13 protein-coding genes are annotated in these 13,166 nt (G+C 53.2%); 4 read left to right on the top strand and 9 right to left on the bottom strand.

The window, feature by feature from the left end; genetic code table 11:
* Nucleotides 1-85: 85 nt before the first annotated feature.
* Nucleotides 86-748 (top strand): winged helix-turn-helix transcriptional regulator, encoded by a 663-nt coding sequence (locus tag IM295_RS07590; RefSeq protein WP_028012851.1) that lies wholly within the window; start codon nt 86-88, stop codon nt 746-748.
* Between the two features lie 87 nt (nt 749-835).
* Nucleotides 836-1,474, top strand: a complete 639-nt coding sequence (locus IM295_RS07585) for a winged helix-turn-helix transcriptional regulator (protein ID WP_193066485.1) — start codon at nt 836-838, stop codon at nt 1,472-1,474.
* Between the two features lie 31 nt (nt 1,475-1,505).
* Here IM295_RS07585 and IM295_RS07580 read toward each other — a convergent pair whose 3' ends face one another.
* Genes IM295_RS07580 through IM295_RS07555 form a run of 6 tightly spaced genes read right to left on the bottom strand, consistent with a single transcriptional unit; the run spans nt 1,506 to nt 7,498 of the window.
* Complete coding sequence (locus IM295_RS07580) at nt 1,506-2,132, bottom strand: LuxR C-terminal-related transcriptional regulator (RefSeq protein ID WP_193066484.1); 627 nt, start codon at nt 2,130-2,132, stop codon at nt 1,506-1,508.
* A gap of 41 nt (nt 2,133-2,173) precedes the next feature.
* Nucleotides 2,174-2,686, bottom strand: coding sequence for a fimbrial protein (locus tag IM295_RS07575; protein ID WP_155026190.1), 513 nt, complete (start codon nt 2,684-2,686; stop codon nt 2,174-2,176).
* Nucleotides 2,687-2,697: 11 nt separating this feature from the next.
* Nucleotides 2,698-3,645, bottom strand: a complete 948-nt coding sequence (locus tag IM295_RS07570; RefSeq protein WP_045261560.1) for a fimbrial protein — start codon at nt 3,643-3,645, stop codon at nt 2,698-2,700.
* 1 nt (nt 3,646) lies between these two features.
* Nucleotides 3,647-6,190, bottom strand: coding sequence for a fimbria/pilus outer membrane usher protein (locus IM295_RS07565; RefSeq protein WP_193066483.1), 2,544 nt, complete (start codon nt 6,188-6,190; stop codon nt 3,647-3,649).
* 42 nt (nt 6,191-6,232) lie between these two features.
* Nucleotides 6,233-6,910 (bottom strand): molecular chaperone, encoded by a 678-nt coding sequence (locus IM295_RS07560; RefSeq protein ID WP_193066482.1) that lies wholly within the window; start codon nt 6,908-6,910, stop codon nt 6,233-6,235.
* Nucleotides 6,911-6,967: 57 nt separating this feature from the next.
* A complete protein-coding gene (locus IM295_RS07555; protein WP_028012844.1) occupies nt 6,968-7,498 on the bottom strand; it encodes a fimbrial protein in 531 nt (176 codons plus the stop codon).
* Between the two features lie 422 nt (nt 7,499-7,920).
* Here IM295_RS07555 and IM295_RS07550 point away from each other — a divergent pair, with 422 nt between their 5' ends.
* Nucleotides 7,921-8,580 (top strand): winged helix-turn-helix transcriptional regulator, encoded by a 660-nt coding sequence (locus IM295_RS07550; RefSeq protein WP_193066481.1) that lies wholly within the window; start codon nt 7,921-7,923, stop codon nt 8,578-8,580.
* A 77-nt stretch (nt 8,581-8,657) separates the two neighbouring features.
* Nucleotides 8,658-9,287 carry a helix-turn-helix domain-containing protein gene (locus IM295_RS07545; protein ID WP_100170428.1) on the top strand — a complete coding sequence of 210 codons (630 nt, stop codon included), beginning with the start codon at nt 8,658-8,660 and terminating at the stop codon, nt 9,285-9,287.
* 50 nt (nt 9,288-9,337) lie between these two features.
* Here the strand turns inward: IM295_RS07545 and IM295_RS07540 are convergent, their stop codons facing one another.
* From IM295_RS07540 to IM295_RS07530, 3 genes are all read right to left on the bottom strand, one after another.
* Complete coding sequence (locus IM295_RS07540) at nt 9,338-9,532, bottom strand: YdiH family protein (RefSeq protein WP_003857766.1); 195 nt, start codon at nt 9,530-9,532, stop codon at nt 9,338-9,340.
* Between the two features lie 85 nt (nt 9,533-9,617).
* A complete protein-coding gene (gene menI, locus IM295_RS07535) occupies nt 9,618-10,028 on the bottom strand; it encodes a 1,4-dihydroxy-2-naphthoyl-CoA hydrolase (RefSeq protein WP_028012841.1) in 411 nt (136 codons plus the stop codon).
* Complete coding sequence (locus IM295_RS07530) at nt 10,025-13,081, bottom strand: FAD-binding and (Fe-S)-binding domain-containing protein (protein ID WP_193066480.1); 3,057 nt, start codon at nt 13,079-13,081, stop codon at nt 10,025-10,027. Before IM295_RS07530 ends, menI begins: the two co-directional genes overlap by 4 nt.
* Between the last annotated feature and the right edge of the window lie 85 nt (nt 13,082-13,166).

The raw sequence follows: 13,166 nt of genomic DNA, 5'->3' as shown, positions 1-13,166 counted from the left end.
ACCTATTATTTATTTATACTCCCCTCGGATAGATAATCTCTGACGCATCTTTTGACAAACATAAAGAGCGTCTGGAGGGATTAATATGAATACTAAAATGTCAACGGGAGAAATCACTGAGGTTACTCCTGCGCATGCATTTAAGCCCGTTGATGATATCAATAAAATTATTGAACAAATCGCTCCCTTTGCCACGCGTTTTAATGCGAATAAAGGCGAAGTCCTGCGCTATCATTCCGGTAAAAAAAGAACCTGCTATATACTTCATCAAGGTGGTGTCACGCTGAACCGACGAGGGGATGGTATGGTGCTTAACTCTGAACAAGCGACTTTCATTATGGGTATCAGTAATCAGTTCTCACAGACCGAAAACCTGTACGTCAGAGTGAATGAAAATGCTGTGATGAGCCGCCTTTCTCTGGAACGTTTCAATCTGCTGATCGAGAGTTTTGGACTGTGGGAGAGTTTGTGCAAGTTAGTGATTTACACCGCTTCTCGCGTTTACGAGCACTGCACATTGATCTCACAGATGTCCTCATATGAGATAATCCGGTTCCAGTTGCTTGAACTGATGAACGAATCGGAGCGTATCCGCAGCAATATTACCGCAGCGAATTACATCCAAAGCAGAACGTATCTTTCTCGTAGCGGCATAATGCGGATCCTTGCAGAACTTCGGGATGCGGGATGCGTTGAACTTAAACGCGGCATCCTGATTTCTATCAATCACTTACCTTTGAAATACTGAACAAAACGCGCGCCTAGGGAGACTCGGCAGGATCCACGCTATACTGAACCCCATGACTACTGGAAGGTTTGACGGACAGGCGCGCGTATGCTCGATGAGTTCTCCACAAAATGGGTATGTGATCCTTCATCAGCGACAAATTTGCTGATCGATTATCTTCAACACGGTTCAGATTTAAAAAAAGTGCTGCCACGCCGTCGATTAAATTTTGTGGTTGGCAATGAGCGTCTCTGTTATGTATTGCTCAAAGGACGTGTCATGATACACCGTAGCAACCACGATTTAGCGATGGCTACGGTTCAAGGGCCCGCGGTGATAGGCCTCAGCAATTTGCATCAGACCCAGATGCGCGGCTATATCAAGACATTCAATAACTGTGACATCGTCATCCTTAAAATGGAATTTGTTAATGAGACGGTTAAGCGTCATAACCTTTGGGAGCCCCTGGCATATCATCTGATGAGCCTGGCAGGTAAGCTCTTTCACAGTTATGAAGATTTAACGGGCCCTTCCGCTTATGATATTGTCATCGCCCAACTTTATGCGCTCTCAAACGAAGAACCCTCGTTCAGGCTCAGTGTCACTGCTGAAAGCTATATCAGAGATAAAACCCACCTGTCCCGGAGTGGCGTGATGCGTATACTCTCGGCATTAAAAGAAGGGGGCTATATCGACATGCAAAGAGGTGTGTTACTTAATATTAATAAGTTGCCTGAAAAATTTTGATTGAGCATTGCCAGGTTATACATAATCGTTTTCAAGGGAAGTCGCGAAGCTGGTTGGGTTGGCTCTTTTTCTCCATCAACCTTCTCAGCAATACGATCAGCTCGTAATCGCTGCGCAGATTAAATTTTTGCATCATCATATATTTATGGGTAAAGACCGTTTTCTCGCTCATCTCCAGCGCGTGCGCGATCTGCACAACCGACAGCCCTCTGTAAAAATTCACCATAATGCGAATTTGTTGCCGGGATAAACCTTTATGCTGGCAGTCGAAACAGCTCCTTTTAGTCCACTTGTAACCCGGTAGTTGTGTCCTGAACCACGCGAGAAACAGTTCACCACTGATACGATCAAGCGATGCACGGCGAGAGAGAAAAATGATGTCCTGAAAGCAGGAGGGCGACGCTGAAAATCGCAGCTCATCGTCGACGAAGCCTATCACAATCCCTTTTTTCCGGGCCAGTAACTCGGGAAAACAGGTCAGTGTTTCACCCTGACACAATGACAGAACAATAATATCGGCCTGACTGACGTTTTCATGGGTCAGGTCAAGATTAAAGGTGATGACGCGATTAAAGTTTTGCTTAAAAAAATTCTCTAAAAAGTTCTGTAGCCCAGCCTGAAAAAACAGATCCGTTTCCTGAATCAGGATATTTAACATAGTTCCTACCAACGTCTTTAATAGATACGTATCACTGTCATTTAGTTGTACTGCATGGTCATCACAACAACGGCACTGATGCTTCCGGGCGTAACACCGCCTGAAGCGGATTTGACCCAGGCCTGCATGGGCATCGTGGCAGTGCTGTCTGCCGCAATAGCCTTTGTGATACTGGAGCCCGTTCCTTTGAGCGAGCCGGTCGCGGCGTCACTCATCGCGACGGCAACGCCAGTGGCCGTTCCGCTGTTCATGTAGTAGTCCGCGCCTGCTGCGGGATCCGGGTTACCTGCGAACGTCACCGTGACGCTGCGGGTTCCCAGCGGACAGCTTGTAAAGAGCAGATTGAACGCAACCGGATCGGACGTGGATCCTGGCGTCGCCATATTGGAAGCCTGAATATTGCCGAGGTTAATATCCAGATTCGTATTCCCGCCATTAAATATGCAGGGCGATGCCACGATATTCCCCGTTACGCCGATATTGACCGCATCGGCGGAAAACACCTTCCAGCTCAACAGGGCAAGCAGGAGCGTTTTTTTGTGCGCTAGTTTCATCTTCTCACCTGCTACTGGTAGGTTATATTAAGCGTGGCCGAGGCGTTGGCCGTTCCCGACTGAACGGTCCCCAGCGTTTGATAATAACGGGCCGTTAACGGGAGCGTTTCGACTCCACCCGCGGACTGTTTTAATAGCAGGCGACTGTTTATGGCCAGCGGCGTACCGTTATAGATGAGTTGAACGCCCACCCCTTTTGCCGTTCCTGGATTACCCTGCCCCGTCAGGGCCATCACGCTCGTATTGCCGCTATCCGGATTTTGAATGCCGCTCAACGTGACGTTTATATTGGTCCCGGCGCTGCAGTTTAATCCGAGGTTCTGCGTATTTTGCGCGCCTGCCGGCGACGTTCCCACACCGCCAGTAAAGGAAGAGGCGGGTATATTTCCAATGGCGAAGGTTAATTGTGGCGTATTAATCGTACACGCCAGGGCATTGATCGTGCCGCTGGTCAACTGCGTTGTCAGGCCATCGCGATAAATAGCGTCGCTGCCCTGAAGGGTTACCACGCCGATGACACCGGGCGTGAGCGCCCCGGATGAAACCGGCCCGGTCACCACCAGTTCAATTTTTCCGCCATACCAGTCGACGTAGGAGGTTTGCGCGTTGTATGAGAAGGTATTGCTCGGGTTATCAAAATAGTTGTTCGATGAAAATCGAATCCCAATCCCGCTGACGTTGGTATTGTAAACATGATTCCCATAGGTGCTGAGCGTGGCGCCGTTATACCGCATGCTAAAACCCAGCATTAATGGATTGCTGCAGCCGGTCAGATAGGACCCCGTATTTGACGCCGCACCGGAGAATATCACCGTTCCCACAGGCGCATCGCGCTGCACGTTGAGGGTGCCCACCGACAGCGAAGACGTTTGCGGCACGATCGTCGTGCACGTCCCGGCCCAGGCACCATTCCAGCCCGCCAATAAACAGAGCAACAGCAAAAATTTCATCGTTTTCATCTTAATGTTCCCGACGACAAAGGGCGTTAACGAGGGTGACGCCACCATAGGTGGCCTGTTTCGGCAGCGTGAAATCCGCGCGACACTGCTGGCCGGACTGATTTCCCCACGCCACGATCAGCGTCCCCTGCTCGCTCATGCCGGTTAAATAGACTTGTCCGCGATCGCTGACGATAAAACTACTGTGACCGTCTCCGGCGAGCGTCACCATCGCCCCAAATGGAACGAATCGACCGTCGTCCATCAGGGTCATCAGCACCTTGCGCCCCACTTTAGAGAGGTAATCAGCCCTGACCACCGCGCCTCGCGTTGGCGTCACCGTGCGCGTATTGATCTCCAGTTCCACGTCGTCAGGCATATTTTCCGGATCGAGCGTGAGGTCGTTTTTGCGGTACACGGAGAGGTTGCTCACCACCGTATAGCCCCGGTAGTCCGTTCGCATACCGGACTGGTTTCGAATATCCACCCCGTGGGCGCCGGGTGCCTTAATCAGGGCATTGGTTTCCCCCAGCGGCTGGGAAAAGGTGATGCCGTCCGCGTGGGCCAGGATGCCCCCCTGCAGGCCGTAGTTCAGACGCTCGCTGTTCCTGTCGTAGCCATAGCCCGCCGTCACTTCGCCGTAGGTCCCTTTGTAATCCCCGTTCATGTTGCCGGTATATCCCACGCCGTCCGTGCCGTAGCCCTGCTGCACGTTCCAGTTAAGGGCGTTGTTTTCCAGGGCCACGCCGTTCATGCCCAGGCTGTGCGTAGTGCCGTTATTCTTGCTGGCGTTCATGCCATAGTTCGCCCACGTCTGCGGGAGGAATTTCTCCAGCGGCACGCTGACGTTAAACGCCAGAAGCTGGTCGTGGTCGTACGTTTTACTGCTCCCGGTGCCATAAGAGGCTGCGCTGGCGTTTTTGCTGTATGTCCAGGTCACGCCATAGCTGATGTTATGCCAGTAGTTGTTATACCCGACGCTCCAGGACGCCATTGATTTGCCCGAATTCCAGTAGTCTTCCCGCGCGGCGCTGAGGGTCAGGGACCCCAGATCCCCGCCCAGCGTCTGGCTCATGGTCAATTCGGCGCGGTTACGCCGCCTGTCCTGCAGCGCGGTACTGTCTCCCCAGGAGTCCAGCACTTCCTGCATTCCGTAGTAGCCGCTGGTCGAATAGCGATACCCCGCAATCGAAAAGTTTGTTCCGGTATCAATAAAGTTCTTGCTGTACCGCGCGCGCCAGGACTGGCCGCTGGTTTTGGCCGTGTTATCCGGCGTAGACCAGGCCTGGGTTACGTCGGTGGAGATCGCACCAAAATCCCCCATGTTTTTACCCACCCCAACGGCGAGCGACCGGTACTTGCCCGATCCCTGCACGCCGCCGTACAGCGTCAGGCCCTGCGGGAGACCATAAATACCGGTCAGTTGCCCGAAAGGCGTCTTTTCCACGCTGCTGTTATAGGCGCGATACTGGCCACCCGTGATGGCATACTTCAGACGCCCTTCGCGCTGCAGTACCGGCAGAGAGGCGTAAGGCAGGGTGAAATGCTGTTCGCTTCCATCCGCTTCTTTGATTGTCACATCCAGATCCCCGGCACCGCCCGTCGGGTACATGTCGGTTATCTCAAACGCCCCCGGGGCGACGTAGCTCTGGTAGATCTGATAGCCATTCTGGCGCACCACCACCTGCGCATTCGTGCGCGCAATACCGCGAACCACGGGCGCGTAGCCTTTCAGGGAATCCGGCAGCATGTCATCGTCGGACGCCAGCTGGCCGCCGCGAAAAGGGATACTGTCAAACACGTCAGCCGGGGAAGAGCTGTCGCCGAGCGTCAGCTGCGCTTTCAGGGGAATAACGGCCCGCTGCGCATAGGTGTAAACGGTGTCCCATTTATCCTGACCCGACGCATCCCGGGACCAGGTGGTGTAGTTGCGCAGGCGCCACGGCCCAATGTTGATCCCCGGACGCAGGTTGGCATACTGGCTGTCCGTTCTGCTAGCCCCTCCGGTCTTCGCCCAGGAGTTGGCCCCGCTCAGGCTGTAATTGAGCATGGCGGCATTGATGCCCTCGTCCCACATTTCTGGTGGCACATAGCCACGCGCCGGTATATCAATAGCCGCCTGCGGAATACTGATAACCAGACGCTGCGCGTTGAACTGGAAATCCGTCGAGGCCAGTGGAATGGCCTTAAGATCGGCACAGTCGCTTTTCGCTGAGGCCAGCTGTGGAAAAAGCGCTGTCTTAACGCCCCACTGTTTTAATTGTTCAATGCTCAGGCACGGCTGTAATACGTCATTTCCATCAGGCGTTTTTGCTGCGGCAAAGGTAATATCCCGGGTCTCCATGAGCTGATCGTCAAGAATAATATCAACATGGTACGTCCCCGGTGCCTGAGAGCCTGTTTCAAATGCGGATAAATCGGCTTTCCCCATTCCTGGGTTATCCAGCTCAACCAGTTCGGTATTAAACGTTTCGCTGGCATAAAGCGTGGGAGAAGACCCCGTCATTGCCAGGGCGATGAGTGTCGCCAGGCGTCGAGGACGTACTTTATATTGCTGTATTTTCATTGCTGATAACCTGAGTAATGCGGGTATTACCGTTGGTCAAAATCACAAACTGGCTTGATGCAACGCGCCGGGGCTTCCATAATCGTTGATAACTTTAAACGTCAACGTATTTCCGCTGGTTCCATGAGATAACGGGAACCGGGCCGACGCGCCAGGTAATACATACGAAACATCATCCAGCTTTTTTCCGCCCACAGATATTTCATTAAAATTGATGACATAAGGTGTCGGATTCGTAACCTGAATTTCATTCCCGTTGCGTTGCCACGTTAATTTTCCGGCCTGATCTTCAGGCGTTGACGCGCGAAGATTAGCCGGGCGATAAATCAACTTGATGCGCGTTTTCACCGCAATTTGCAGTGCGTTAGCCTGTTTCGTTGCAGAAGGAATGGCTTTTATATTGAGCCAGAATAAACTTTCTTGTTCCTGAGGGAGTGAACCTGTCATAACAATGCGTTCGATATTTTTCTGGCCGCCATCCAGTCGATAAAGCGGAGGCGTAATGATAAAAGGTGCTTTATCTGTTTTTCCCTCCGGCGCATCAATCCACGACTGAATTAAAAAGGGCGCGCTATCGGCATTGTCCACGCTAATGGTTGCTTCTTTTTTTGCACCGTCGAAAATAACGCGGGTGCCGCCAATAATGACCCCGGCATTGGCGATTGAAAATGTCAGCGGTAACGCTGCTGCGGCCAGACCGATTGTTGTGATAAAACGCATTGAATACCTCATAAAACAAAGGGGCCGGGTGGCCCCATACTGATTACTGCAAAAGACTTAGTTATAAATCACAGAGAAGTTAGCAACCGAGTTAGCCGGGCCCGCGGTCACTGATGCCGCAGTCGAAATATACTGGGCATAGAAGTTGAGCGTATTATCAGCGGTGCTGCTCAGCGCATAGGTATAGCTGTTGCTACCATGCAGCGGCAGATCGGCCTTATCCGCCGTCATCAGGTTGATGGCCACGCCCGTTGCTGCTCCCACAACGGAGGAATCAATCGCCAGCAGGCTTGCGTTGGTTAAATCTGGCGTGCCGTCAAAACGCACCTTCGCGGAGGTAACGGTCACCGGGCAGTTTTTCAGTACGATATTGAACTGCGTCGCTGCGGTTCGGGAACCCGTTGTCGGGAATTCCGTTTTGTAATAATCGCCGAGGACCACAACCTGATTCTGGGATGCCACATCCACATCGCAGGCATTATCCAAAATATTACCGTTAAAATTAACCGTACCTGCCGCCGCGAAAGCCTGAGTCATTGTCAATGCAGAGCCTGCCGCAAACATGGCAACAATAATTTTCTTTTTCATAAAGCCATTTCCTGTATTACTTTATTTATTACTGATATTCAGGCAAAACAGACGTTCCTCATTCTGCCATTCTTTTTTAGAGGCCATCAGAAACAAAATATCACTCTCATCGTGTCGAGCGTTTCAGATGGGTGTTTCTGTCGACGAGTCAAAATTTATACAACTCTTTTGTGCGAGACAATCTATTTTCAGGTCTAGCTGTAGACTGGAGTTTAACAAAAAATAAACATCTGGATCGTTCGCTTTATCACCAGTCTACTTTTAGACTTTCGCCGTTTAACGATAAAATTCATAACGTTAAGATACTCAACCCTTCCGGTCTATTATTAGACTTCCGAGTATTATTCCCTGCTTCGCTGCTTTTTAAGATAATTCTCCACGCTGATTGAAAAACGATCGCATCTGTTGAAGTGAGGTATATTATGAACACGCGAATTGCAGCCATATTAGACAATGAGAAATCGTCAGTGCTGGGATTAAAACCCTTAAGGCACATAGAGCGTATAATTGATAATGTCCTTCCTGGTGCAGAGAAAATCATTCTTTCGAAAAGCGAAGTCGTACAATATTACCGAAATGAAGAACGCCAATGTTTTATGCTGTTACACGGCAGCGTGGCGCTGCACCGCCGCGGCGACGGCATTGTGTTAAATTCAGAATCAGCGCCTTTTATACTGGGTGTCAGCAGTCAGTTTTCATCGGAACATCTTTACGTCAGGGCGCTGGAGACGTCCGAATTAGCATGCGTACCGCTGGAAACGTTTAACAACGTGGTTGCACAGCACGATCTCTGGGAACACTTTTCTAAATTGCTGATCTACACGGCATCGCGGGTGTACGAGCACTGCGCGCAAATATCACAGATGTCCGCCTACGATATCATCCGCTTTCAGCTGGTTGAATTAATGCAGGAGCCTGAGGCAATTCGACAAAACATCACCGCAGCGGCTTACATTAAAAGCCGTACCTACCTTTCCCGCAGCGGAATTATGCGGATTCTGGCAGAACTGCGTACGGGGAAATACATCACCATGGACCGTGGCGTGCTGATAGAAGTTAACCATTTACCCCGGAAGTACTGAAAGCACAATAATATCTGGAGATAGCGCGAGAGAAGAGCGAAACTATAAGCATAAGATTATCTTCCAGGTTTACGGCTATGTCCTCTACAGATAAATCGTCTCGCGGCTCCCCTTACGCCCAGGAACTGATCGCGCATCTGGAGCCTTATTGCACCGTGCGTCGAACGGGCCGCGGTGAACGACTCAACCTCGAGGTTAACGGTCAGGGGATCTGTTATTTAATCCTCGAGGGGACGATTGCCCTCTATCGCACCAGCGATAACATGATGCTTTCTACCGCCCGCAGCCCTGCCCTGTTTGGTCTTGCTAACCTGACGGACATCTATTTCAATGATTACCTCGTCACGGTGAGCCCTTGCCTGATTGGCAGTATCCCTACTGAACAGGTAGCTGACATTATCAAAGAAAAAGGGCTATGGGGCCTGCTCTCCAGACAACTGATGTTTGTCTATAGCCGGCTTTATAACAACGTGATGCCGCAGGGCGCACCGACGGCATATGAGATGATTCGCCAGCAGCTCATAAAGCTGATGGAGGAAGATGAAAGTTATCGCAGCAGCGTAACGGCGGAAAGGTATATTCGGGAGAAAACCCAGCTCTCCCGCAGCGGCGTAATGCGCATTCTGGCGGATTTAAAAACCGGCGGATTTATCGAAATGGAAGAAGGCAGGCTTATTAAAATCAACAAGCTCCCCGCTAAATACTGAATGTCAGACACAAAAAAGGCCGCACTCGCGGCCTGTTCAACAACACTCACTCAATGGACGTGAACGCCCAACCGCCAGGCAAAGTAGATCTCTTCTTTCAGTTCATTCGAAGAGAGCGCCAGCAGATCCGTGAACTCCAGTTCAAGCTGTTTCAGCTTTTTCAGGTACTGCGCCGGAGACAGGTTGCTCTTATCGCGACGTAAATATTCAATTGCCAGCTGTGTTGGGGTTATTTCAGTATCCATGATGTCCTCGCTTATGTACAAATCCTGACCAGTATATCACAACACGCTGGCTAGTTTTTGACCAAAGGCAATTCATCTGAAAACTTTACACGACCGCCGTCGTCAGACGCGACGAGCAGCACAGGCGATCCTGCTCGTCAAGTATATCAATCTGCCACACCTGGTGTCGGCTACCAGCGTGCAGCGCGCGGCAGATACCGCGCACGCGCCCGCTGCGCACCGAGCGAATGTGGTTGGCATTCACCTCAAGCCCGACCACCTTCTGTTCGCCTTCGGTGCAGAGATATCCCGCGACGGAGCCCAGGGTTTCCGCCAGCACGACGGAAGCCCCGCCGTGCAACAGGCCAAACGGCTGATGGGTGCGACTATCGACAGGCATCGTCGCCTCCAGATCGTCTTCCCCAATGCGGGTGAACTGGATATCCAGTAGCCCCACCATATTCCCCTCGCCCATGGCGTTTAGCGCCTGCAGCGTGACGGCACGTTTCCAGATCATCCAATTATCTCCAGTAAAGCCTGTAATGGGTGGCGTACGCCGTTACCCTCAACCCGTTTCACCTGGCTGCGGCAGGAGTAGCCCGTCGCCAGGCAGCGGTTTCTTGGCAATCGCTGCATCGCCTGATGCCACGACAGCTCATAGATGCCGAGCGAGTTGGCGTGGTTTTTCACCTCGTGGCCGTAGGTGCCCGCCATGCCGCAACAGCCCACGCTGACGCTCTCCAGCTTCGCGCCGAAACGCGCAAAAATAGACGCCCATTGCGCCGGGGCGCCGGGCAGCGCCGTCACTTCCGTACAGTGTCCGAACAGATACCACGGTTCACCGCCAGCCTCCTGAATGGCCTTCTCTTCCAGGGCTGCCGGCAGCCACTCGTGCACCAGCATGACGTGGAAATCGCCGCGCTTATCACCCAGCGTCTGCTTGTATTCATCGCGATAGCAAAGCACCAGCGCCGGATCGACGCCGACCATCGGCATCCCAAGTTCGGCGATCCGGTTGAGAAAATCAGCGGTTTTTTGCGCCGTTTTCGCAAAGCGGTTCAGGAAGCCTTTAATGTGCTGCGCCTTGCCGTTTGGCGAGAACGGCAGCACTACCGGCTGATAGCCCAGTTTTTCAACCAGGCGGATGAAGTCAGCGACCACCTGCGCGTCGTAGTAGCTGGTGAACGGATCCTGGACCACCAGCACCACCTTCGCTTTTTGCTCAGGAGTAAGCGCTTCGAGCTGCTCCAGGGTCATGTTCGCCGAGCGGTGGCCGACGAGCTGGCGCTGCAGCGACGGCACCGACAACAGCGGCAGATCGACCATGCCGATATGCTTTTCGGAAAGCTTGCGCACCAGCGGCTGATTGATAAAGAAGTTGAAGGTCTTCGGCGCGCGCGCCATCAGCGGCGCGTAGCTTTCCACCGTCGCCACCAGATGATCGCGCACCGGACGCAGATAGCGGGTGTGGTAGAGCTGCAGGAAGCGCGAGCGGAATTCCGGCACGTCGATTTTAATCGGGCACTGGGTAGAGCAGGCTTTACAGGCCAGACAGCCGGACATCGCCTCTTTCACCTCATGGGAGAAATCATACTCACCCTTATTGGCATGCCAGCTGTTGCGGGTGCGCTCAATCAGCGAGCGCAGGCTGGCCCGTTTTTCCGGCAGCTCCTGCTCCAGCTTCAGGGGATCGACGCCACGGTCCGCCAGCAGACGCAGCCACTCGCGCACCAGCGTCGCACGCCCTTTCGGCGAGTGAATGCGGTTGCTGGTGATTTTCATTGACGGGCACATCGGGCTTTTCACGTCAAAGTTAAAGCACAGGCCGTTGCCGTTACACTCCATCGCGCCGCGCCAGGACGAGCGCACCGCAATCGGGATCTGTCTGTCATACGTACCGCGCTTAACGGCATCCACCCGGAGCATCGGCGCGTCCACCCCTTCAGGCGGGCAGATTTTCCCCGGATTGAGGCGGTTATCCGGGTCGAACGCCGCTTTGACCTTGCGCAGCTCCGCGTAAAGCTGCTCCCCGAAGAACGCCGGGCTGTATTCCGCGCGGAACCCTTTCCCGTGCTCCCCCCACAGCAGGCCGCCATATTTAGCGGTTAAGGCCACCACATCGTCGGAGATCTGCTTCATCAGGATCTCCTGCTGCGGGTCGCACATATCCAGCGCCGGACGCACGTGCAGCACCCCGGCATCGACGTGGCCAAACATGCCGTAGCTCAGGCCGTGGCTGTCCAGCAGGGCGCGAAACTCGACGATATAATCCGCCAGATGCTCCGGCGGCACGCAGGTGTCTTCGGCAAACGGAATCGGCTTCGCCGCCCCTTTCGCATTGCCAAGCAGGCCCACGGCTTTTTTACGCATGGCGTAAATACGCTCGATACCGGCCAGATCGTGACAAAGCTGCCAGCCAATCACGCCGCCTTCGCCATGAGCAATCAGCTCATCCAGGCGCTGGCAGAGCGTCGTCACCTGGCTTTCAATCAGCTCCGCGTCATCACCGGCAAATTCCACAATGTTGAGGCCAAGCATCTCTTTGTCCGGCACGTCGGTAATCAGCTCGCGCACGGAGTGCCAGACGATATCTTCCCGCGCCAGATTCAGCACCTTAGAGTCGACGGTTTCCACCGACAGCGCCTGCGCTTCCACCATAAACGGCGCATTGCGCAGCGCGGAGTCGAAGGAGTCATATTTGACGTTCACGAGGCGACGCACCTTCGGCAGGCGGGTGATATCCAGCCGCGCCTCGGTAATAAACGCCAGCGTTCCTTCGGAGCCGGTCAGCACGCGGGTTAAATCAAACTGCGTCAGGTCGTCGTTAAACACGTGGCGCAGGTCGTAGCCCGTTAAGAAGCGGTTCAGTTTGGGGAATTTGTCGAGAATAAGCTGGCGGTTGTCGCGGCAGCGCTCCAGCACGGTGCGGTAGATGCGCCCGCTGGCGGTTTTATCTTTACCCAGCGTTTCCGCCAGTTCGACCGGCATCGGCTGGGTATCAAGGATATCGCCGCCTAACAATACCGCCCGCACGCCCAGCACGTGATCGGAGGTTTTACCGTAGACCAGCGACCCCTGCCCGGAGGCATCGGTGTTGATCATCCCCCCGATGGTTGCTCGGTTGCTGGTGGAGAGTTCCGGGGCAAAAAAGTAGCCGTAAGGCTTGAGGTACTGATTAAGCTGATCTTTGATAACGCCCGCCTCAACCCGCACCCATCCCTCTTCGGGGTTGATCTCAATGATGCGGTTCATATAGCGCGACATATCAATAATGATGCCCTGGTTCAGCGCCTGACCGTTGGTTCCGGTGCCACCGCCGCGCGGCGTGAAGACCAGAGAGGCAAACCGCTCCTGCGTTGCCAGCCGGGCGATAAGCGCCACGTCGGCCGTGGAACGAGGGAAAACAACCGCATCGGGAAGAAGCTGGTAGACACTGTTATCGGTTGCCATCGTCAGCCTGTCGGCATAGTTCGTGGCGGTATCACCTGTAAAACCCTGTTGCTCCAGTGCCTGCAAAAAATTAAGCACCAGCTGAACGACGCCAGGTGCCTGAGAAATCTGTGGGATCATTACTGTCGACCCTAATTAGAGTTGTGGGAATCGTTTGCGTGTATCTTAAAAGTTTTATCACATTTTTTTCTTATAATCTCTGCTG

The sequence above is a fragment of the Enterobacter cloacae complex sp. P14RS genome (assembly GCF_014895895.1).
In the GTDB taxonomy this organism is placed as follows: Bacteria; Pseudomonadota; Gammaproteobacteria; order Enterobacterales; family Enterobacteriaceae; genus Enterobacter; species Enterobacter bugandensis.
The sequence above is the reverse complement of the archived record's forward strand: the minus strand, read 5'-3'. Positions and strand labels throughout refer to the sequence as shown.